The following is a 22,280-nucleotide window of genomic DNA, read 5'->3' as shown; positions in this document are numbered from 1 at the left end:
GCAAAACTGCATGAAGATTATCGGTAACGTCGTCATCGACATTGGAAATTACAAATGTGTTTCACAAAATTTGGGATCATGATAAAATGGTGAAAAAAATCGCTGTTGCAGCTGCATTGATTCTTCTAACCCTGGTGGGAGGTGCGGAAATTCCGGAGAAAACCTCTTCCGGCATAAATTTGATGACACCGAAAGGCTTTGCCGATGAAGAGCACTGGATGCGCGGAAACCGGCCCGGCAGGAATGAAGAGAATGAATATGTCTTTTACTTTCTGGAAAACGGATATTCTTCCATGCTTCAGCAGAGGGCTGTTCACGGCAAAGGCCGGTATGTCTTTCATGCCGATTGCCGTTGGAAAGGAGATTTCAAGAACAATAAATTCAGCCGTGTGAACTTGTCGTTTTTCGATAAGAACGGAAAAACGGTAAAGACTTCATCCAATGCTGCTGTTGTTCTATCCCGGACTGCCGGGGGTCAAAACATTGACCTGGACATCTCTGTCCCCGAAGGCGCGGAAACATATCGTGTCCAGTTTGAATCCCACGGTGCCTGTCCTCTTGCCATCACTAATGCGGATTTCCGGTTTATTCCCGCTTCCAATCCCGCGGAAGCGAAAGCCGGCGAACCGGCTCCGGCCGCTCCGGGAAGCGCTCCGGCTCCAGTGGACATTGTGGAAAAGGAAGAACCTTCCGGAACAATCGTTCTGGCTGATCAGAGTTCGTTTTCCGATCCGGAGGTGTTCCAGCTCGGCAAGTTGGATCACGTGGTTCTCCCCGACGGGACATTCAGTCTGACATTCCGCTCCGACAGCTATTCCGGAATAATCGCGCATTTCCCGCTTGCTCCCCGCATGTGTGAAAAGTTTGTGATGACTGCCGAGGTTGAGCTCGATGGAGAGCTGAGCAATATGAAATTTACCCGGGCTGCGTTGATTCTGTTGGATGCTGCGGGCAAATCGATCCGCGTGAAAGATGCGGCAAAAGCCAGCGCCGTTATCCAGCAGAAGCGGGGAGTTCAAACTCTCCGCGGAGAGATCACCATCCCGGAGAACGGCGAGACTCCGGACAGATTGAGAATCCTCTTCGAGTCACACGGCGCACCGAAGCTCAAGATACGAAATTTCAAGCTGGAGCTACAGGGGCTTACTCCGACCGACGCTGCGATTCGGGGGATTCCCCTGCGTTTTATGAAGCAAGAAGTCTCTCCGGCCGGTCCCGCTCGCCCTGACTGGGCGGAAGTTGAAATTTTCGATTGCGTTCCCTACGATTTGAATGCCGCCTTCTGGGCGGAGCGCCCCGTTTATCAACTGGTGTCGCGGGGAAACGATAAAAGTCCGTTTCTCGCGGATGACTGCAGGGCAACGTTCTCCCTTGCCGCCGATCCGGATTTTTTATATGTGTTTTTTACTGCCGTTGACGACAAACTCAATTTCAATTACGAGCAGTTGCATGAACGCGACTGCTTTGAGTTTTTTCTCTCCCCTTACGGACGGAGCCGCCAAAGACAACAGGCTCCGCAGCTCGAACACTACATGGTTACCATGACCCCGGATTTCAAACCGCGAATCAAAGGCGAATGCAATGCGCTTGCAGAAGTCATCGAGCACGGCTGGAAGGCATTGCTCCGGATTCCGCTGCAGACCGATGTACGGAAAATTCATCCGTTCAACGGGCTGGAGCTTACGTTCAATGCCGCATATCAGGACGCAGATACACTCTCTCAGGAACATTGGCTGGGGTATTCCCCACTGGATCCTTCGGGGGAATCCTGGAAGTCAACCCTGGGTTATGCCCCGTTTCGTTTCACAAGTCAGAAAAAATTCGCATTCCGCAGAATGTTTCTGGGCGGGGAAAATGAATACCAGGTTACTCCTGTCTACCCCGGACGCCTGAATCTGGCTCCGATGCCGCCGGATATACACTCCATCTGCTTTTGGGAACACCAGCCGGATACGGTGGTCGGTGTGGAGAACGGCGTTTTTTCTCTGAAGTTTTCCGATTTCATAGAAACAGTGATTCCCGTCTTTCCCTGTTTCAGCGTCATGCCCGGAGAGACGATTGAATTTGAATATGAAGGGCGCGTCGACCGTGGTCAGCTGAGTTCCGCGCCTCATGCGGGTTTCATTACCCAGGTCAACTGGAACGGGTTCCACCTGAAATTCCCGGAAGGGACTAAACCGCCGCCGTTGACACAGGAGTGGACAAAAGTGAAGGTCAGTGGCGTAGTCCCTGATTTGATTCGGGAAAATATGCGGAACGGAAGACTGTTGTTTTTTCTGCCGCAGCGCGAGATTCCGGGTAAGACACTGTATCTGCGCAACCTGCGCGTAAGCCGCCGTCTCCCGGTCGATTTTGACGCGATGATAAAGGTTCCTCACCTTTACCCGGATTTTCCTCAGGGGGAAAAAGCGGAATTGGAGATAACGTTTGACACCCCCAGAGACATCAAGGCGACAGCGACACTTGCGGTGACAAGTTTTTTTGACAAACGCAGTGTTTACACGACCCGGATCCCTTTGGAACTGAAAAAAGGCACGACCGTTCTCCGGCATGAGATCCCCGGTCTGCCTAACGGCTTTTTCAATGTCACGCTTAAAGTCCGTGATGAAAAAGGCGGATATCTTGCCGACCGCGAACGCTATATCAGCCGCACTCTGCGTGAAGGTGGGCAGAACCGTTCCTCCGGCATCTGGTTTCAGGAGGCGTACTCCCTTACCCCGCCGGTAAGCATAAAGGATATGGTCGAAACTTTGAAAAGTCTCGGTTATGGAACTGTGTTTTTCGGGGGGTTCAACACTCTGGGAAAAGATTATAAACCACTGACGACCACCTCTCCCGTCCCTGTCGCGAAGGAATTTCAGAAAGCCGGATTTCAGACTTGCACCAGCCTGACACGCGGTGTTCCCGGCGGGATAAAACCAATTTCAACTCAGCCCGCCGATCTGATCGAATATTTTCGTGAAACGGTTCGCCTGGCCGATGGTTCCATCAACTACTGGGGCTTTGACAACGAGCCGAATATTCTCTGGACGCCGATTCCCGACGGGCGTGATTATGCGGCCTATTACCGTCCGGTGTTTCATGCGGTGAAGGCGGGTTCTCCCTCTTCGCGCGTATTTCTCGGAGCAATGAACAACATGCCGACTGATTTTCCCACCGCGATGCAGAAGCTCAATCGGAATTTGTTTGCCGACGGAATTTTTACGGTTCATCTTTACCGTTTTGAGTATAATTCAACCGCGTTGGAAGACATATTAGCCCGCCGCCGGGTTTATGACCAGCTGTATCCCGGGTGGGAGGTGTGGGATACGGAATCGGGACTGGTCAGGCACTCTTTTTCCATTCTGCAGGAAATGCAGACCAAGCGGTTGCCCATTCTTCTGACCGCCGGAATCGCACGCAACTGCTTTTATACCGACCGCGACCTGATGCTTCCGGGGGGAGACGCCACCGCGATTTTTCCGGCCGAAGGATTCAAAAACCGGTTTTATATCGACGTAAAGCCGGTCGGGCGTGCCGTACTGGCGGACGGAGCCGTTCATTGCTACGTTTTTCTTCGCAAAGATGGTTCGTATTGTGCGGTGTACTGGAATACCGGATTTGAAGAAAAAACGGTTTCGCTTCCGGAAAAAACTGGTTTCACTGTTTTAGATCAATTCGGAAATCGGCTTTCCGCTTCCGAAAGGGACACGTTGGCCGATCGTTTCGTGCGTTATGCTGAACATGTTGACGGGAAGGCGCTTGCTGCAACTCCGAATTTTATCGCCGCATTTCAGTCTTCCCGGGAAACGCCATCCCGCGATGACGGATTTACCGAAAACGTCTGGCTGATTCAGGAGATGGTCACTCACAATTTCGATTTTGAATTTACCATCGGAGAGGAACGCAACCTTCCTCTGATTCTCCGAAATGACAGCAATCAGGAACAGACGGTAACACTTCAGTTTACCGGCCCGTCAGGACTTGCCGCAACTTTTGAACGGGGAGGGGTCTACCGGCTCGCACCCGGCGAAACACGGAAAGTCGCCGCGATCATGAAGGCGGAAAAACCATTCGGACTCTGCGATGCCGGAATTGGCGGCAGATGTGGAGAAGGGAAACTTGTGCCGCTGATGCTGACTGCCCGTACTGCCGGCCCGGTAAGTGTTGTCGGCTACACCAGTTTTATTGAACTGAAGAACAACACCGGCCGGAAACAATCCGTACGGATCATGCCATCCACCGGGCGGTATGATTTCACTTTGCCGGAGGGGGAGAGTTGTGAACTGTCCCCTGAGGAAACCAAACAGATCCCTGTTCAAGTCCGTCCCAAAACCTGGCAGTTCACGAGCGCGTTCAACAATCCGACTCCATATCTGGTTCAATTGCAGCTGGACGACTCCGAGTGCAGCAGTTCTCAGACGCTTTTCGGCTTTTGCGCGCAACCATATACGGCTGGAGTCGTGGGAGAACCGGCTTTTCTCACCAAACTACCGGATGCTCCGACGATGAACTGGCAGCTTTTCCGGGGAAAAGAAAAACTGAGGCTGGTTGCCGAGGTGGAAGACGATTCCCCGATTCAAACCGGCACTACAGGATATATTCGCGAAGGCGGCGATTGTCTGGTTTTCGGTATGGTCACCGACGGAAAATACAGAGAATATGGATTCGCCTTGAAAGAGGACAAACCGAGCTCCTACCGCTGGGATGGCAGGTATGGGCTGGAGTCGGCGGTTGAATGCCCGGACGCAATACGCTCCATCGTTCGAATCGGGAACAAAATTCGATACGATGTGGAAGTCGAGTGCCCGGAAAAAGGCGACATTCCATTCAGTCTTCTGGTGATCGACCGGGGAGAGAAGCGTCCAGACAAGATCCTTGAGTTGGGATATGGAATTCGGAAGCGCAATTCCGACCGAATGGGAATTTTACTCGCCCGCTGACAAGAGGTGACCCGGGAGTAACAGGCGTTTCTGGCGGAACTGTTCGGAGGAATGGCAGGTTTCGGACGGTTGTCGTGTTCAGTTGAACGGAAACAATTGCGGGTCGGTCATGATCTTTTGAGAAAAGGCCGAGTAGCGCGTTGCATTGCGCATGGTGTATCCTGACTTTGGAACAGATGCCGGAATGGGATCGATGCCGAACTGCGCATCCCGCGGGGTGACGCAAAAGCCGGCAGCGGATTTTCGATCAAGGTGATCGATTGCGATGCTTCCGGAACGCATCGTGAAGTGAATCTCGGTTCCGGTATTCTGCCCCGTGATGCCGGAAAGATGGGTATTTTTGTGAAGTGAGTGGAAAGAGGAGGAAGTGTTTCGGAACTTTCTCCTCTTCCTCTTCCTGACGCTGTACCCTGGAGTCCTTTTTTTCGGAAATCCGGGCCGGAAACTTTCCCGCCGCGGTGGTTTCGGAAGAAAAATTGATTTTTTCAAACGGCTCTTGACTTTCCGGATGATATCGATCATAATAAAAACAGAATGAATCGTAAAACAATGCAATTTTTTCCGGTTGACGCAGCGATTCCGGTGGTTCATTTGAGTCGATTGTATCGGTAAAGGATTCAAAGATGGATAAAACCACGAAATCCAGGCAGTTGTACCGCCTGCTGGTGGAACGGGCATCCCGTCTTGAGGACGGCGCCCGTTTCCCGACGCTGCGTGAGATCATGAGCGAATACAATGTGAGCCAGTTCACGGCGGCGCCGGCACTGAAGTGGATGCAGCAGAACGGGTTGATCGTCTCTTATGTCGGCCGGGGCAGTTTCGTGACCCGCGGGGCGGTTTCGAGAAAAGGGGCGCGGATTCTCTATTTGCGCCCGGACTGGCCGTCGCATTCGATCGAAGCGATGGAGCGCACCATGACCGGAGAGGCATTGTCACGTGGATACTGCTGCGAGGTCGTCCGTTATCCGGTCGATGCCGATATCTATCGAAAACTTCCTGATTTTGAATCGGATGCAGTGATTCTCGATCCGGTTCGGTTCGACAGTTTCACGGCGGAGCAGCTACAGATTCTGACCAGTTCGGTGCGTCCGATCGTGCTCTGCCGTTCGACACTGCCGGTGTTCAACATCAAATGTGTCGGTTCGCATCTGACGGAGACCGGCATGACTGCGGCCAATTATCTGTATCGCCGCGGGCATCGCCGGATCGGCGTCCTCCTGAGCGAGGGACCCAGCTACACGCTCTCGACCATGACCGGGACGCTGCGGCTCTGCGCCGCAACACTCGGCTGCGAGGTCTCTCTCTTCGATGCGGAAATCCGGAAAGGGGTGGACTCCTGCATTCAGATCCGGAGTTATCTCGAACGTCGCGGCGACGAAATTCTCGGCAGCGGAATCTCGGCGCTTTTCGTCTGCAGTTACGCCACTGCGCGGGAGGTTCTTGCCTTTTTCGAGCGGCGCGGCGTCGACATTCCCGGGAAACTGAGTTTGCTCAGTTACGGTTTCGACTCGATTCCGGATGAGACGCCGCGCATCAGTTCGGTCGACTCGCCGCTGCCGAAGCAGGCTGCCGCCGTCCTCGACATCATCGATCACCAGCTCCGCGGAGACCTCGCGTTTCCCTGCCAGATCTGCATCAAACCGGAAATTCTCGAATATCAGAGCGTTTCGGATATCAACACAGAACTCAGAAAGGAAGCCGTATCATGAAACGTCATTGCTTCACATTGATTGAATTGTTGATTGTGATTGCGATCATCGCGATTCTGGCCGGGATGCTGCTGCCGGCATTGCAGAAAGCGCGTGCTTCCGCGACGAAAACGGCGTGTGTCAACAACTTGAAGCAGATCGGGGCCGCTCTGGCGATGTATGCGGGTGATCAGGGGACGTTTCCGCCCGCCGATCAGCCGGTGGGAGAGAGACTGAACCTGCAGCGCTGGTATCACCGTATCCGTCCGTATCTCGGCAGCAACGAAAATCCGACCGACTGGACGCGATCGACCGAACTTGCGCGGGAGGGGGCGCTTTTCTGCAAGGCGACCGAGGTGGTTTACGGCAGCAACGGACTCTCCGACACGGTTTCCTACGCGATGAATGCGTTCAGTTACCTTTCGCAGAATTTCGGATTCAAGCCGTCCGAGTGCGTGGACGAAGTTCCGACTACGACCTCCAATTACATGGTTCGGCCGGAAAGCCGTTCCCCGCGTTTTGCGAACAGCAAGATCATTTTTGTCAGTGAACTCGGGAGGCATCTGACCAATGAGAAAGGCTATGTGCATCCGTCGATCCGCAACTGCGGATATTACATGGGCATTTCGAGCGATACATTCCCCGATCTGCGCCACGACGGCAAGAATGCGCTGATGTTCGATCTGCATGTCGAGTTCGTCACGCCGCAGAAAGTGGCCTGGGAACTTTATTTGTACTGAATTCGGGGGGAGGGGATTCATGCTGCGGTTTTCAGCTCTCTTTCTGCTCTGTCTGCTCCCGGTTGCCGGATTCGCCGTGCCGGCGGAATTTCCCTGGCTCGCATTTGACCGGTATGAGCGTTATACGAGTTCGTTTTATTCCGGTCAGGGGAAGATGGTCTCGGAGAATCCCGGGGTGCGCATTCGGGGAAATGCCCGGAACATCGTTCTGCGGGAACGGAAGTTCACTCTGGTCACGCACAATTCTCCCGGCGGTGTGGTGATCGAGTGCACACTGCACTCGACCGGCAGGGCCGGAATCCGGCTGCTCGCGGCCGCCGACGGGGAGGCGTTCAAAACCGGGATCGTTCCTCTGGTGCCGGGTGAAAATGTCTGCCGGACCGCTCTGGATCGGAAGGGCGCCGTGAAATTCGAGGGGATCGAACTGGTCACCGACGGCAGCGGAGTGGATCTGACGCTGCACAAGGCCGCGCTGTCTGCCGATACCGATCCGGCTGCTGCATTCGAGGTCGCGCTGGATCTGCCGGGACGCCTTGCGCTGTTCATGCCGGGAGAGCCGGTGCGTCTCCGGGTGACCAACCGCGCGGACCGGCCGCTGCCGTTCCTCATTGCCGGGAATCTGACCGCGTTTTACGGGAGAGCGCTTCCGTTTCGCCGGGAGCAGACGCTCGCAGCCGGAGAGAGCACTGTTTTCCCGGTTGCGGAGAAACTGCCGTTGAACGGGCATTGGACGCTCGGGTGGACGATTCGTTCCGGAGAGGATTCCCGCAGCGGGGAAGCCGGTTTCGCGGTTCTGCCGGAGCTCCCGGCTTACCGTCCGCAGAAAGGGGATTTCGCATTCGGCGTGTGTTCCCATCCGGACCGCTGGGCGGAGGGAGAGCAGGAACTTGAGGCGCAGGCTGCGGCCCGGCTCGGAGTCCGGTATCTGAGAAGCGGAGTCGATTGGAGTCAGATCCAGCCGACGCCTGAGCAGTTCCGTTTTGAACGTTTCGACCATATTGTCGATCTCTTCGGCCGTTACGGCATCGAAGTTCAGGGCATGTTCGGCTTCTGCACGCGCTGGGCCGCGCCGAAAGAGACCTGGAATGCCCCGAGTTATCACGCCTGGAGTCGCGCCAAGCCCGAGCTCGAGGCGTGGAAACGCTACGTCGAAACCACCGTGAAACACTTCAAGGGGCGCATCCGGATCTGGGAAGTCTGGAATGAACCGGATCTTTACGCATTCAGCCACTTCGGCGTGGAAGACTACCTCGATCTGGCAAAGGCTGCGAGCGAAACGGTTCGCCGTACCGATCCAGAGCTGATCGTTTTCAGTGCCGGTTTCGCCGGACTCGGCGATCATCCCGGGCGGCGCGATCCGGAGTTTCAGTTCAAGGCGATGCGGGACGGATGGCGGTTCTTCGATGTTCACGCCTATCACGGCCACGCGAATTACGCGACGTATGCGCGCCAGATCGATGAGAGGCTGCTGCCGCTGCGGAAAAAGGCCGGTGTCGGAATCCCGTGGTATGCGAATGAGACCGCCGTCAGCGCCATCGGCGGAACCGAGCGCGAACAGGCCGCGGCGCTGTTCAAGAAACTGCTTTTTTCCTGGAGTCGCGGGGCGATCGGTTACAACTGGTACGATTTGCGGAACGACGGTTTCGCTCCGAACGATCCCGAGTACCATTTCGGATTGCTGACCAATGATTTTCAGGCGAAACCGGTGCTCAGCGTCTACCACATGCTGGCGCGCTGGTTTCGCGGGGCGGCCTGCCTCGGGGAGCTGAAGCTGCCGGACGGGTGCGACGGTTTTCTCTTCCGGAACGGCGGAGATCGGCTGCTGGCGGTCTGGAACGAGGCGAACCGGGCCGGGGGAATCATCGCCGTCGCCACCGACGCGGCCCGGGCGGAACGCATCGATATGATGGGGAATTCCATGCCGCTGCCGCTTTCTGATGGCGCGGTACTGGTCGGCATCACCGCCGAACCGGCGGTCATTCGCCTGGCAGACGCTTCCCGGGCCGAATTGCGGGATTCGCCGGTCACGTTTTCCTCCGGAGCGGCCGTCCCGGAGCAGCCGTTCCGGCTGACGGCAGAGATCGCGAATCCTCTGGACATTCAGGCGGAATTCAAATTGCATTTTGTGCCGGAGAAAGGTGTCGCCGTCACTCCGGCGGAGACGGCTGTCACGCTCGCTCCCGGCGGGCGGCGGACGCTGGATTTTTCCGGATTGATCCGCCGTGGTGTTGATGTCGGCTCCGTGAGGCTCGATTATACGATTTCCGGAACGTCGTTTTCCGGGACACTCGACGTGCCTCTCCGTCCGGCGGTCCGGATTCCGGCGGGGGATGGAAAGTACCGCCGCAGACCGGATTTTGTGCTTGATCGCCCCGAACAGGTGGTCTCGTTCTGCGAGGGGGATCCGAGTCTGCGCGACCGGGTCTGGACGGGGAAAGATGATCTGTCGGCCTCGATCTATCTGCGTCGCGAGCCGGGTGTTCTGGAGCTTTACGTCGCGGTTTCCGATGACATCCATATCCAGAAAGAGCGCGGAACCGGTACCTGGAAAGGGGACGGCATTCAGTTTGCGCTCGCCGTTCCGGGCCGGGCCGGAGCGTGGAAGATCGGACTGGCGCGGCTCGGCAACGGCCGTCCGGACAGCTTTGTCTGGGAGTCCCCGTCCGGGCTCGATGCCGCGACAGCGGCAAAGGGCATCACTTTGACGACGCACCGGGATGAGACGCTGCGCCGCACTTCGTACCGGGCCAGGCTCGCGCTCGACGCATTCGGCCTCGACGACTCCATGCTGTCTGCGGGAGTCCGGTTCAATCTGCTCGTCAACGACAACGACGGCGATCTCCGTGAGGGGTTCATTCAGTTGGCTCCGGGGATCAGCGAATGGAAGAACTTCGATCGTTTCCCGCTGATCGTCTTCGACTGAACCGCTTCCCCCCGGAAATTCCGTCAGGAGAGTGGCCGGTCTCCCGTTTCAAGATGTGAGAGCAGAGAAATGGATTTCTCCATCCCGGGCGGTTTGCGATTTCCGCGATAGTGACTTGTTCTGCAAAAGAAGTTTGCGGGCCTCCCGCATTCGGCGGGACCTGCGATCTTCCAGACTCTGCAGAGTCTGCCGCCGGTTCCGGCTCCGTCACCCCGGGTTTTGACGGATTTCAAATTCATCTGCCCCTGCTGCGGACAGCATCAGGAGTGTCCCCCGGAACTGGAGAATGTCACCTGCGAGTGCCCCTCCTGCCATAACAGCATCACCCCGGTACGTTGAATCTGCGTCCCGGATTTTGCCGGGGGAGAGAAACTTCTCCGGCATTGCGCCGCCGTCGGGCGACGCGGAGTGTCACTGCCGGTACATGACCGGGAATGTCATATCCTTGACCGGCTTTCCGGTCGGGGCGTCGACCGGGCCGACCCGGTCGATCAGACCCCAGCGGCGCGTGAACGGCCAGAACGCGACCCACGCCTTGCCGACGAGATTCTTCCGGGGTACCGCCCCGAAGAAACGGCTGTCCAGGCTGAAACGCGAGTTGTCCCCCATCATGAAGTAGTGATCTTTCGGAACGACATACTCCTGCCCGGGCGAGGCGATGAGGTCGCCCATGCCGCTCAGGTGTCCCTGATAACCGCCCTTGCCGCTGTAAAGTTTTTCAAAGATCGGGGCGATCTCGTAGATCGGGCGGAACTGATCTTCCCCCGCGGGCTTCACTTCGAGCACATTGTTCACAATCCGCAGCGTATCTCCGGGCAGACCGACGAGGCGCTTGATGTAGAAGAATCCGCTCAGTTCGGAGAGTTTCCGCCCCTGTGCCGTGAGTCCGTCGGTCGTGAACACCATCACGTCACCCCGCTTCAGCGGCGCCAGATAGATGCTCCATCGTTCGACGAACAGATGATCCCCCATCGAGACGAACCCGTCTGCAAGAGTGTCGCCGGTGCGGTAACGCCGCCCCGCCTCGAGATCGGCATATTCGATCACCTTGCGCGCGTCGCCCGGGAGCCGGTAGCGCGTGTTGCCGATCGTGAACGAGGTCGTGTCGGAAAGCGTCCCGGTGGTGCGGAATGACTCCGGGTCGAGTTCTCCCGGACTCTGCACCTGCGCCTGCGCGCGGCGGGTCGAAAAGAGCAGCCACTCCAGCGGCGCAGGCAGTTTCCCGAGCAGCGGATTGACCTTCGTCTCCCGGTCGATATAGTGAATTCCGAACAGCGTCGGCTGCATGCTGCTGGTCGGAATCCGGAACGGCTGCAGAAACAGCGCCCGGATTCCAAACGCCACCGCCCCGACCACGAGCAGCAGATCAAGCAGCCCGCGGATCGTCTGATAACGGTACGGCGGCACACTCTTGCGGAAACGCGACAGATAGCCGTCGAGACGCGAATCCACCTCCTCCGCGGGAGTCTCCCGCATTTCGAGAAGCAGCGCATCGAGATCCTCTTTCTGCTTCTGCGAGAGCAGGTCATCGTCGTTGTGGCGGCAGAGCTTGATCTCGTTCCTGAGTTTTGCGAGGCGTTTCTTCGCCCGGTGCCGTTTCCAGAAGTTCATCATATGCCGTCGCTCTCTGCTTTCTCTTCAGTTGTCATCGTTCGCCTTGAGTACCGCGACGAACGCCTCCTGCGGGATGTTCACCTGGCCGATCTGCTTCATGCGCTTTTTGCCCTCTTTCTGCTTTTCGAGCAGTTTGCGTTTGCGCGTGATGTCGCCGCCGTAGCATTTGGCCAGAACGTTTTTCCGCAGCGCGCGGATGCTCTCCCGGGCGATGATCTTCCCGCCGACCGCGGCCTGAATCGCGATCTGGAACATCTGCGGCGGAATCACCTCCTTGAGCCGTTCCGCAAGCTGGCGGCCGCGGCTGTATGCCATGTCGGTGTGGACGATCGAGCTGAAAGCGTCGACCGGTTCGCCGTTCACGAGAATGTCGAGTTTCACCAGCCGGTCGGCGCGGTAGCCGGAGGGCTCGTAGTCCATGCTGCCGTAACCGCGCGTGATCGATTTGAGTTTGTCGTGGAAGTCGATCAGAATCTCGTGCATCGGGATTTCCGCCGAGATGATGACATGCTTCGCGTCGACGGAGCTGGTGTTCGTGCAGATTCCGCGCTTGCTCATGACCAGGTTCATCACATCCCCGATGTATTCGGTCGGGATCATGATGTGGCAGTCGATGATCGGCTCCTCGATCCGGTCGATTCCGGAGGGATCGGGCAGAAACACCGGGTTGTCCACCGGAATCATCTCGCCGGATTTCATGTAGACGTGGTAGATCACTGACGGGTAGGTCGCGATGATGTCGCAGTTGTATTCGCGACGCAGCCGCTCCTGGATGATCTCCATGTGCAGCAGCCCGAGAAATCCGCAGCGGAATCCGAATCCGAGCGCGGCGGAGGTCTCCGCCTGATAGAGGAACGCCGCGTCGTTGAGCTGCAGCTTGCCCATGCTCGCCTTGAGCTGGTCGTAATCGGCCGTGTCGATCGGGTAGATGCCCGAAAAAACCATCGGCCGGATCTCCCGGAATCCCGGCAGCGGATGGGGGCAGGGGTTTTTCACGTCGGTGATCGTGTCGCCCATTTTCGTGTCGGAGGGACTCTTCAGGTTCGGCAGCAGATAGCCGACGCTGCCGGCGGAGAGTTCGTCCGCCGCGCGCATTTCAGGGCTGAAGAAGCCGACCTCCTTGATTTCGCTCTCGATGCCGTTGTTGAAGAGCCGTATGCGGGTTCCGCGCCGGAAAGTCCCGTTCGTGACGCGCACATAGTTGACCACGCCGCGGAACGTATCGTACATAGAGTCGAAGATAAGGGCGGCGGATCCCTCCATCGCGGGTTCCGTCGGCGCCGGAATGCGTTCGACGATCGCCTGAAGCAGTTCCGCGACGCCCTCGCCGGTCTTGCCGGAGACGAGCAGCGCCTCTTCGCGCGGGAGCGCGAGCACCTCCTCCATCTGCTCGTAGCAGAGGTCGAGATTCGCGGCGGGCAGGTCGATCTTGTTGATGACCGGGATCACCTTGAGATTCTGTTTGAATGCGAGATTCACGTTCGCGACGGTCTGCGCCTGTACCCCCTGTGAGGCATCGATCAGCAGCAGCGCCCCCTCGCATGCGCCGAGAGAACGTGAAACTTCATAGGTGAAATCCACGTGTCCGGGGGTGTCGATCAGATTCAATTCGTAGGTGTTGCCGTCCGCGGCCTGATACTCCATGCGGACCGGATGGGATTTGATCGTGATTCCGCGTTCGCGTTCGAGATCCATGCCGTCGAGAAGCTGCTCCTGAAGATCGCGTTTCGCAACCGTCCCGGTCAATTCGAGCAGCCGGTCGGCGAGCGTCGACTTGCCGTGGTCGATATGAGCGATGATGCAGAAATTGCGGATCAGTTCGAGTTTTGCCATATTCTTTTGTCGTCTGTCAACCGGTGAAATTCATCCTTTATCTTCATAATATAGCACTTTTTCCGGTGCAAAACAACTTTTGCTTTTGCGAAAAGCGGAAAATCGTGGTATTGTATGCCGGTCAGGGAGCGGGAGCGCTGCCGGGCTTTCAATTCAGTGACGGGGAATATGGACAGAATTTTCATCAACGGCCTCCGGGTCAACGCGCTGATCGGCTGTTATCCGGCCGAGCGCGAACGGCGGCAGGGTATTACACTCGATCTCGAATTCGGGGTCGACCTTGCCGCGGCGGCGGCGAGCGACGAACTCGCCGATACAGTCAATTATGCCGAACTTGAGGAGCGGATTCATGCGCTCGCGGCCGGATCGCATTTCAGACTTCTCGAGGCGCTCGCCGGTGCGGTCGGACGACTCGCGCTCGAATACGATCCGATCCGGTTCGTCCGGGTGCGGATCGACAAGCCCGGCGCGGCGAAATATGCCCGCTCCATCGCGGTAGAACTGGAATTTCACAAGGAGTAATCAATATGCGGGATTCTGAAACCTGGAAAGAGATCAATCCATCGGAATTTGTCTGTCGTCCATTCCGTGCCTGGAAAGAGGATTGGTTTGCGCTTGCGGCCGGAGAGTTCCCCGGCGGTCCCTGCAATGCGATGACCGTCGGCTGGGGATTTCTCGGCTGCATGTGGGCGGAGCCCGCCGTGACGGTGTTTCTGCGGCCGCAGCGGTATACGCTAGAGATTCTCGAGCGGTATGACACGTTTACGCTCTCGGCGTTCGGGCCGGAGTATCGCGAGGCGCTGATGCTGCTCGGGCGGGTTTCGGGCCGGGAGAATCCCGACAAACTCGCGCGGGCCGGACTCACCCCCGTCCCGTCCGTCCGGGTCGAAGCGCCCTCTTTCGCGGAAGCGGAACTTGTGCTTGAGTGCCGCAAACTCTATCGCGCGGAACTCTCCGGGCGCGGATTTCTCGACAAGAGCCTCATCGGCAGACACTATCCCGAGCGCGACTACCATATCTGCATGGTCGGGCAGGTCGTGCGGGTCGCGGGCGATGAAAAATATGTGAATCCGGAAGCGTTGCAGTAATCTATGTCAGACATCAATCTCACTCCCATGATGCAGCAGTACCGCGAGGCGAAAGCCTCGATTCCCCCCGACGCGGTTCTGCTGTTCCGGCTCGGGGATTTCTACGAGGAGTTCTTCGAGGATGCCGAACGGGTGAGTTCCGTGCTGGAACTTACGCTGACCCGCCGTCAGGGATACCCGATGTGCGGTTTCCCGTATCATGCGCTCGACACCTATCTGCCGCGGCTCGTCGCGGCGGGGGTGAAAGTCGCGATCGCCGAGCAGATGGAGGATCCGCGTCTGGCCAAAGGGATTGTGAAGCGGCAGATCACGCGGATCATCACGCCGGGAACCATCGTCGACAACGCGCTGCTGAATCCATCGAGCAACAACTTTCTGACCAGTCTCGTGCAGGGGAAAGGGGGGGACTGGGCGCTTGCGAGTCTCGACATCAGCACGGGGGAGTTCCGGGTCTGCTGCGTCTCGGAGCCGGACAAGCTCGTCACGGAACTGAATCGCCTCGGAGCGCGCGAGTGCGTCATCAGCCATCGGCTCGATGCGCAGTTCGAGGAGGAGGGGAGTCGTCCCGAGCCGCGTGCGAAACTGCTCTGGACGACGGTCGAGAACGATTTCTTTGAAGTCGACCGCGCGACGGAGTTTCTGCTGCGCCAGTTCCAGACCGCCACGCTTGACGGTTTCGGGCTGCGCGATCTGCCGCATGCGGTTTCGGCTGCGGGAGCGGTGCTGCGTTACGCGACCGAGAACCTGCGGCAGGATGCGGCACATATCACCCGGATCGAGCTTTACAGCCTCGACCACTCGCTCGAGCTCGACTCGATTTCGCTGCGGAACCTCGAGCTGGTCGAGACGATGTTCGGCACCGGCAAAAACGGTTCGCTGCTCGGAGTTCTCGACCACACGGAAACGCCGATGGGCGGGCGGAAGCTGCGCGGCTGGGTGCTGCGGCCGCTCTGCGACCACGATGCGATCGTCGCGCGGCTCGATGCGGTCGAGGCGTTCCGGGACGATCCGCTCACGCTGGCGGAACTGCGCGAGACGATCGGCGTCGTGCGCGATCTCGAGCGCATTGTCGGGCGGCTGAACGTCGGCAATGCGAATCCGCGCGATCTGCAGACGCTGGCGGTCTCTCTCGGCGTGCTGCCGGGGGTCAAGAGTCTGCTCTCGATCTTCGACGTGCCGCTGCTTGAAACACAGAACAGCCGGCTCGAACTCTTTCCCGAACTGGTCGACCGGATCGAGCGCGCGATTGCGGAAAATCCTCCCGCGCTGCTCTCGGACGGCGGTGTGATCCGCGCCGGATACAGCGCCGAACTCGATGAACTCCGCAGCGCCGCGACCGACGGCAAGGCGTGGCTCTCGCAGATTCAGCAGCGCGAGCAGGAGCGCACGGGAATCCGTTCACTCAAGGTCAAGTACAACTCGGTCTTCGGCTACTACATTGAGGTGAGCAAGGCGAATCTCGCGATGGTGCCGGAGGATTATGTCCGCAAGCAGACGCTGGTCAACGCGGAGCGGTTCATCACACCGGAGCTCAAGGAGCTCGAGAGCAGGATTCTTGGAGCGGAGGAGAAGTCGAAAGCGCTCGAAGTGCAGCTGTTCCAGGAGCTGCGTGAATTTGCATTGCAGTACACCCGTCCCATCCAGATCGCGGCGGACGCGCTTGCGGAGATCGATGCGCTCGCGAGTCTCGCGGAGTGTGCGCGGCTGCACGGTTACCACCGGCCGCAGATCTTCGACGACGACCGTCTCATCATCAAGGCGGGGCGTCATCCGGTGCTCGACGCGGTGCTCGGTTCCGGGAAGTTCGTGCCGAACGACTGTCTGCTCGACGGAGACCGCAACCGCATGATGCTGATCACCGGTCCGAATATGGCGGGCAAATCGACTTACATCCGGCAGACGGCATTGCTGGTGGTGCTTGCGCAGATGGGGTCGTTCGTTCCGGCCGACTCGATGGAGCTCGGGCTTGTGGACAGGATTTTCACGCGGGTCGGCGCGGCGGACGATCTTGCGCGCGGCCAGAGCACGTTCATGGTGGAGATGGTCGAGACTGCGAACATCCTCAATCACGTGACGCCGAAGAGTCTGGTCATCCTCGACGAGATCGGGCGGGGGACGAGTACGTTCGACGGGCTTTCGATCGCGTGGGCGGTGGCGGAATTTCTGCATGACGATCCGTCGTGCCGCTGCCGCACGCAGTTTGCGACGCACTATCATGAGCTGACTGAACTTGCGCAGACGCGGCGCGGTGTGAACAATTACAATGTGGCGGTGAAAGAGTACGGCGACCAGATCATCTTTCTGCGGCAGATCGTGCCGGGCAGCACGGACCGCAGCTACGGGATTCACGTCGCGAAACTTGCGGGGATTCCGCAGCCGGTGATCGACCGGGCGAACGTGATTCTCGAACTGCTTGAAAAGACCGCCGATGCTCCGCGCGAGGCGATGGCCGCCCTCCCGCGCCGGACCGTGAAGTCGAAACGGCGCAGCCGGAACGACGCCGACGAGAACGACGACATGATCCAGCTGCGGCTGCTGTGAGAGCAGGAGAGCACACGCCAGATGCGGAGCGGTCGTTGTCTTTTCGGCGGCTTCTGCTTGAGCGGAACTGCCTGACCCCTGATTCGTAAGGAAAGAGGCCGGTCGTGATGCAATCTGTTATGCACACGACCGTTTACGAAAAATTTGCGGAAAAACAGCCGTTTGAAAAAGCTGAAACGTTGTTAAGGGGCCTCCTCCTCCTCTTCCGCTTCTCGAACCATCTCATAGACGAAAACTGGTTTGCTGGACGCAAATGTATCGAGTTCAACAGACAAACTGCCGTCTTTCTGATTTTTGAACTGTAACTCCTTGAGGCGGCTTCCATCAAAGTCGCAGGCATATATCCGGAAGTTCGGCTTCTGACATGCCAGCGTCAGATGCACGACTCCACGGCAGGCTACCAGCGGGGGCTCTCCCCAGCTTTCAAAAACAGTCATCTCCGGAGAGGTGAATTTCTGGTTGGTATTTCTTGTTTCCGTAAGATGAAGGATTAGAATCCGGCCGCTTTGCGCCAGTGGCAAACCGTCCCGCGATGAGAGAAATACAACTCCATTTCCCTGTCGGTTTTCCACTCGGGCGAATTTCCCCTCCAATTTCCGTCCCGCCTCGAGGATGAACGCTTCACTGCGGGGAGTGATTGCCCGGAAAGTTCGATCTTTCTGAATCAGTTCGAGTTCTCCTGTTGAACTTGAAAACCGCTGCCTGACAGGATCGTATTCCGCCGCGGTAATAATTCCGTCCGCAAATAATTCGGCAAGCTGTTTCTCCGTTTTCCCGGATAGACGTTTCAGCGGGATGTCAAGCTGCTTCTCAAACCAGGAATTCTGCAGCGCGAATGCCGTTCGACTTCCGCGGGGGAGACAAATATTTTCGGCTGGAGCAAGGAAAGTCCCGACCCGGCCGATCAATCCGAGACGACGCAGGATTTCCGGGGTTTGACCGAGGTCTGCTGTGTCGTCCTCCAGATAACGAGTGGTCATCAGTAAGGGGAAAGCGTCTATGGCCGGAGAGACGTCGCCCCGCAGATAAAGCAGAGCTCCGGCCCGTTCCGACAGCAGGCGCAATGGATCCCCCAGCATGTCGAACAAAGCCAGGTTTTGCTCTCGTTCGCGCACTCGCGCAGCCCAGCCGGCCAACTGAAAATGGATGAGGGCGCTCCAATCCTGCAATGCCGCATACGCCGGGAAAAGTATCCCCCCCTCATTGACGTAACGGCTGGGATTGACGTAATCCCATTCACTTACGGTCAACGGCTTGCCGAAAATCCTGGCCGGGAAGAGTTCATTTACTCCTCCTGCATAACCGCTGATCCCGCTGACGTTATTCACTGCGACTGGTGTGCACCAGGGTTGATTGAGAAAAACCGGGTGATGCCAGTAGACGTGAAGGTCAATCAGGTCGCTGACGTTGCGGATTGGAATCTCCGGCAGACTGTCGGCGATGTTGTTCTGCCCGTTGAGCGGGATCCTGACTCCAAGTCCACGTACGAAACGTTCCATGCGCCGGTAACCCTGTTCATAGGTCTCTTTGAGGAATCTCAGCCAGTACCGTTCCTTGTTTTCTGCAGTAAGTGAAATCTTCTGTTCTCTGATATATTTGTTGAATCGCTGCTCGTAGAGATTGCGAACATCGGGATCTGCATTGACAATTCCGACGATGGTGTCCTCATTGACCAGGCTGATCGAAATCAGCGACGGCTCGTCCTTGTAGGCGATCCCGGTGTACGGATTAATGTGGCATAGAAAATTTTCCGCAAATTCCTCCCAGCTTGACATAGCCGTATCAGACAGGAAGAACAAGGCTTTGGTTCCGTCCGCAGAGAGTTCTTTTTTCGCGATTTCCGGTCGTTCCGCAGGGGAAAGTTTTCGCAGCGTGAAAAGGTCTATGGACGAATAGATACCTCTTTTTTTCATTGCGGCAAACAGATAGTCGAATCGAGCGAAACGTTCCGGATCAACCCCGGTATTCCGGCCGCCATCATCGCAGGCAAGCCAGAGATCATAATGATGATAGCGGACCAGATTGTAACCGATTTTTGCCATGACATCGGCAAGGTGATCGGCTTCGGCCCGCTCAAGGAAATTGACGTCGTTGCAGATGTTTGCTCCGTAGAAGCGAACTGCTTTTCCAGGGAGCCGCTCAAACTCAAGATGATCGCCGGCCGTTTTGATGAAACCATATTTCCCGGCGGGCGGATCAAGCAGCCCGGAAAGATCAAGAATGGAACCGTTTTTGATCGTCCTGATGTCCCGGATGATCCGCCACTGATCGTTTGCTCCCGTCACGACCGGTTTTTCCTCGGCTGGAGGGATTTCGACGGAAGAAAGGGAGACCCCTGCGATCAACCAGCATACGGAACGGTCTCCAGCTTCAAACGTGATTTGTTTCAAAGCTTTCTTTTTAATGGGGAAGCTGGATACATACAAGCCGACTGGCGCACTGGGATTGTTGCCCTGATAACCGACATCCGCATTCGGACACGCTTGTGGAAACCAGTAACTGCCGACATCATGATGTGTGTGTACTTCGACAGTATCATGGGACCCGTCTTCGTAGAGAATCCGTACAGTCCCGGCCTTTTTTGAGGTTTGTGGAAACCAGGCCGCGCAATGCAGCAGGTAAAGCCATTGTCCTTTATGTCCTGGCGGTATCTCTTTTTCATACTTAAGCAAGTTTGAAAATCCACGATTCGGAAGTATATTTCCATGATGAACAAGGAAGATGAATCATGAGCAAAATTTTGGAACGGCTGTGCCAGGAAAAGAACGCGAAACTCAAAGGCGGGCTGTATCATTATACGCAAATTGCGATTGCCTACAACTCCAACCGGATTGAGGGCAATCAGTTGACTCATGATCAGACCCGGTATATTTATGAAACTCATTCCGTTCTCTGTGAAAAAGACTCCGCTGTGCGAACGGACGACATCATTGAAACGCTCAATCATTTTGCCGCGTTTGACTACATGCTGGATACTGCGGAAGAAAAATTGTCGGAAAAGATCATCAAGAAATATCATTTTCTGCTGAAACAGGGAACTTCGCAAAGTCGGCTCGACTGGTTCCGGGTCGGACAATACAAAAAACTTCCCAACACAATCGGGGAAATGGAGACGACGGAACCGAAGAAAGTCGGGAAAGAAGTGCGTGCCTTGTTGAGTGCCTATCACTCTTTGCAGAGTTATACCGTGAAAGACATTGTAAAATTCCATTTCAGTTTTGAGCGGATTCATCCGTTTCAGGATGGGAACGGCAGAGTCGGCCGCCTGATCATGTTCAAGGAATGTCTCGCGCATGATCTGGTTCCGTTCATCATAGATTCCGAACACAAATTATTCTATTATCGCGGTCTCCGGCAATATGCCGATATTCCGGAATATCTGGATGACACCTGTCTTTCCGCACAGGATCATTACCGGGAAGTCTGTAAAAAATTCAAAGTATAAGACAAGCCAGACAAGTCTTATTCAAATATCTCCAGCTGCCTCATTCTCCTGCCATTGACGGGCACTTTTTCTATTCAAAAACATTTCCAGGCTGACGCATAGGCAGTCCCTCTGTTCTTTGCGCCGCTTTTCCGGCTGACGGATTCCCGTCCGCCGCGCGGCTTCTTGGCGAAAGAACAGAAGTTCTCAAACTAAAATCAAAATAAGGATTATGAGAAAATGGCTGCGTATGCAAGAATCTACGGATTTCAGGTTGTCGATGGCAAACACATCGAAGGTCGGGAGGAAGAATTCACCTGCCTCGGCGGGAACTGCTATCTCTCCAACGGCGAATACGAAATGCTTGAGGAGATCCTCGAAAAAGAATTTTAATCTCAAGGAGGTCTGATCATGAAAGAAAACATCAAACGGGACAGTGCCATCGACCTGTTCAAAGGTATTCTGAAAACAGCACGCGATGCCGGCGCGTTGCAGGAACTCGACCGGATTATCGACTACGATTCCGCGTGTGAATTTGAGGAGAAAAATAAACGGCCGATTTCCAATTATGAGTTTAATTGTATCTTCTCTGTCGATTACGGCGGTTCGGAAGGCATCTACATCGACGCCTGGCTCAACGGTTATCTGGATGAGTCCGGGCATACGCAACGGCTCCATTTCGGCACGATCAAGACGCTGGAACGCGATCTTGCCGCGATGAAAACCATGGGTGAAGCCTGCGGGATTTTGCAATACTATGCCTCGGATTATCTCAACAAGAACCTTTCCCGCTATGAACCCGATCCGGCGAAATTGTCGTCGTTCCATAATTCGGATACGCCATTCTGGTGCCGTTCCTGCAAATCAATGGGAAATATCGCCGTATTGAAGCGTCTTTGCCCATGGAACGAACAGATGGAGCAATATGCCTTCCGTTGCCAACTTTGCGGCGTGGAAACTTGTTATTTTTCCTCCTCTGCCGAGTTGCGTAAAGCCTGGAACAACGGAGAATACTGGATCAGGAAAAGTGACGCGATTCTGGTCAAGCGTGATGCTCTGCAATCCGTTTGTAAGTTGCGAGGTCAGGAACCCTGCAATCTCGACTGTGCCCAATGCCCGTATCAAATCATCCGGGAGTTGCGCCATACAGTATAAAGTCTGGTTATCGAACAACATTTCAAGTTAAAAACAAAATTCAGTTCTTCCGGCCGCTTGACCGGCGGATGAAGTCTCATCCGTCGCGCGGCTTCTTTGCGAAAGAACCGAATTCCCCAATAAACCAACAAAAAGGAATCAAAAAGATGAACAACACACAGAACAACGTCCGCAATGCCAGCAACGCTAATCCCTCCAAAAAGTTCACGATCGCCGATCCGGACTCCAAGGCGACCGACAGCCAGCGCCGCGCGATTGGTCACGCAATCAAGAATGGTTCCTGGAAACGCTTCTCCGCGGAAGACTGGAAGAATCTCACCAAAGGCCGTGCCTCGGAAATTATCGACCAGAT

Annotated in this window: 15 protein-coding genes; 11 read left to right on the top strand and 4 right to left on the bottom strand. The window is 56.3% G+C overall.

Going from position 1 to position 22,280, the window contains the following annotated elements; translation table 11 throughout:
• Nucleotides 1-56: 56 nt before the first annotated feature.
• Nucleotides 57-4,922 carry a hypothetical protein gene (locus Q0J85_RS07985; protein ID WP_294480094.1) on the top strand — a complete coding sequence of 1,622 codons (4,866 nt, stop codon included), beginning with the start codon at nucleotides 57-59 and terminating at the stop codon, nucleotides 4,920-4,922.
• Between the two features lie 78 nt (nucleotides 4,923-5,000).
• Here the strand turns inward: Q0J85_RS07985 and Q0J85_RS07980 are convergent, their stop codons facing one another.
• On the bottom strand, nucleotides 5,001-5,204 hold the full coding sequence (locus Q0J85_RS07980; RefSeq protein WP_294480091.1) for a hypothetical protein: 204 nt from the start codon (nucleotides 5,202-5,204) through the stop codon (nucleotides 5,001-5,003).
• A gap of 341 nt (nucleotides 5,205-5,545) precedes the next feature.
• On the opposite strand from Q0J85_RS07980, the gene Q0J85_RS07975 reads away from it, so the two are divergent.
• The 3 genes from Q0J85_RS07975 to Q0J85_RS07965 are packed head-to-tail and all read left to right on the top strand — an operon-like array spanning nucleotide 5,546 to nucleotide 10,273.
• A complete protein-coding gene (locus tag Q0J85_RS07975) occupies nucleotides 5,546-6,631 on the top strand; it encodes a substrate-binding domain-containing protein (protein ID WP_294480089.1) in 1,086 nt (361 codons plus the stop codon).
• Complete coding sequence (locus Q0J85_RS07970) at nucleotides 6,628-7,350, top strand: type II secretion system protein (RefSeq protein WP_294480086.1); 723 nt, start codon at nucleotides 6,628-6,630, stop codon at nucleotides 7,348-7,350. The genes Q0J85_RS07975 and Q0J85_RS07970 overlap by 4 nt, the downstream gene beginning before the upstream one ends.
• Before the next feature lie 19 nt (nucleotides 7,351-7,369).
• A complete protein-coding gene (locus Q0J85_RS07965) occupies nucleotides 7,370-10,273 on the top strand; it encodes a beta-galactosidase (RefSeq protein WP_294480084.1) in 2,904 nt (967 codons plus the stop codon).
• A gap of 411 nt (nucleotides 10,274-10,684) precedes the next feature.
• On the opposite strand, the gene lepB is transcribed toward Q0J85_RS07965, so the two are convergent.
• Entirely contained in the window at nucleotides 10,685-11,887 is a 1,203-nt protein-coding gene (lepB, locus tag Q0J85_RS07960) for a signal peptidase I (RefSeq protein ID WP_294480082.1), read from the bottom strand.
• A gap of 24 nt (nucleotides 11,888-11,911) precedes the next feature.
• Entirely contained in the window at nucleotides 11,912-13,720 is a 1,809-nt protein-coding gene (gene lepA / locus Q0J85_RS07955) for a translation elongation factor 4 (RefSeq protein ID WP_294480079.1), read from the bottom strand.
• Between the two features lie 168 nt (nucleotides 13,721-13,888).
• Between lepA and folB the strand changes: the two genes are divergently transcribed.
• The 3 genes from folB to mutS are packed head-to-tail and all read left to right on the top strand — an operon-like array spanning nucleotide 13,889 to nucleotide 17,349.
• The gene (gene folB / locus Q0J85_RS07950) at nucleotides 13,889-14,242 is read left to right on the top strand and encodes a dihydroneopterin aldolase (RefSeq protein ID WP_294480077.1); all 354 of its coding nucleotides are present in this window, start codon (nucleotides 13,889-13,891) and stop codon (nucleotides 14,240-14,242) included.
• Between the two features lie 5 nt (nucleotides 14,243-14,247).
• Nucleotides 14,248-14,808 carry a flavin reductase gene (locus Q0J85_RS07945; protein WP_294480074.1) on the top strand — a complete coding sequence of 187 codons (561 nt, stop codon included), beginning with the start codon at nucleotides 14,248-14,250 and terminating at the stop codon, nucleotides 14,806-14,808.
• Nucleotides 14,809-14,811: 3 nt separating this feature from the next.
• Entirely contained in the window at nucleotides 14,812-17,349 is a 2,538-nt protein-coding gene (gene mutS, locus Q0J85_RS07940; protein WP_294480072.1) for a DNA mismatch repair protein MutS, read from the top strand.
• A 182-nt stretch (nucleotides 17,350-17,531) separates the two neighbouring features.
• Here the strand turns inward: mutS and Q0J85_RS07935 are convergent, their stop codons facing one another.
• Nucleotides 17,532-20,021 (bottom strand): hypothetical protein, encoded by a 2,490-nt coding sequence (locus tag Q0J85_RS07935; protein WP_294480068.1) that lies wholly within the window; start codon nucleotides 20,019-20,021, stop codon nucleotides 17,532-17,534.
• 56 nt (nucleotides 20,022-20,077) lie between these two features.
• Here Q0J85_RS07935 and Q0J85_RS07930 point away from each other — a divergent pair, with 56 nt between their 5' ends.
• The 4 genes from Q0J85_RS07930 to Q0J85_RS07915 all read left to right on the top strand — a co-directional run.
• Nucleotides 20,078-20,794 (top strand): Fic family protein, encoded by a 717-nt coding sequence (locus Q0J85_RS07930; protein ID WP_294480064.1) that lies wholly within the window; start codon nucleotides 20,078-20,080, stop codon nucleotides 20,792-20,794.
• Nucleotides 20,795-21,013: 219 nt separating this feature from the next.
• Nucleotides 21,014-21,166, top strand: coding sequence for a hypothetical protein (locus tag Q0J85_RS07925; protein WP_294480061.1), 153 nt, complete (start codon nucleotides 21,014-21,016; stop codon nucleotides 21,164-21,166).
• Between the two features lie 18 nt (nucleotides 21,167-21,184).
• Nucleotides 21,185-21,928 (top strand): hypothetical protein, encoded by a 744-nt coding sequence (locus Q0J85_RS07920; RefSeq protein WP_294480059.1) that lies wholly within the window; start codon nucleotides 21,185-21,187, stop codon nucleotides 21,926-21,928.
• A 146-nt stretch (nucleotides 21,929-22,074) separates the two neighbouring features.
• A partial coding sequence (locus Q0J85_RS07915; protein ID WP_294480056.1) for a hypothetical protein occupies nucleotides 22,075-22,280 on the top strand: 206 nt, incomplete at its 3' end.

Origin of the sequence: uncultured Victivallis sp., assembly GCA_944389935.1 — a bacterium.
Lineage (GTDB): Bacteria > Verrucomicrobiota > Lentisphaeria > Victivallales > Victivallaceae > Victivallis.
This window is presented reverse-complemented; position numbering and strand designations above follow the sequence as displayed.

Excerpts from the sequence above, each read along its gene's own strand:
- Q0J85_RS07980 (WP_294480091.1), bottom strand. The coding sequence starts at position 5,204 with ATGCGTTCCGGAAGCATCGCAATCGATCACCTTGATCGAAAATCCGCT.
- Q0J85_RS07975 (WP_294480089.1), top strand. The coding sequence starts at position 5,546 with ATGGATAAAACCACGAAATCCAGGCAGTTGTACCGCCTGCTGGTGGAA.
- Q0J85_RS07970 (WP_294480086.1), top strand. The coding sequence starts at position 6,628 with ATGAAACGTCATTGCTTCACATTGATTGAATTGTTGATTGTGATTGCG.
- Q0J85_RS07965 (WP_294480084.1), top strand. The coding sequence starts at position 7,370 with ATGCTGCGGTTTTCAGCTCTCTTTCTGCTCTGTCTGCTCCCGGTTGCC.
- lepB (WP_294480082.1), bottom strand. The coding sequence starts at position 11,887 with ATGATGAACTTCTGGAAACGGCACCGGGCGAAGAAACGCCTCGCAAAA.
- lepA (WP_294480079.1), bottom strand. The coding sequence starts at position 13,720 with ATGGCAAAACTCGAACTGATCCGCAATTTCTGCATCATCGCTCATATC.
- folB (WP_294480077.1), top strand. The coding sequence starts at position 13,889 with ATGGACAGAATTTTCATCAACGGCCTCCGGGTCAACGCGCTGATCGGC.
- Q0J85_RS07945 (WP_294480074.1), top strand. The coding sequence starts at position 14,248 with ATGCGGGATTCTGAAACCTGGAAAGAGATCAATCCATCGGAATTTGTC.
- mutS (WP_294480072.1), top strand. The coding sequence starts at position 14,812 with ATGTCAGACATCAATCTCACTCCCATGATGCAGCAGTACCGCGAGGCG.
- Q0J85_RS07930 (WP_294480064.1), top strand. The coding sequence starts at position 20,078 with ATGAGCAAAATTTTGGAACGGCTGTGCCAGGAAAAGAACGCGAAACTC.
- Q0J85_RS07925 (WP_294480061.1), top strand. The coding sequence starts at position 21,014 with ATGGCTGCGTATGCAAGAATCTACGGATTTCAGGTTGTCGATGGCAAA.
- Q0J85_RS07920 (WP_294480059.1), top strand. The coding sequence starts at position 21,185 with ATGAAAGAAAACATCAAACGGGACAGTGCCATCGACCTGTTCAAAGGT.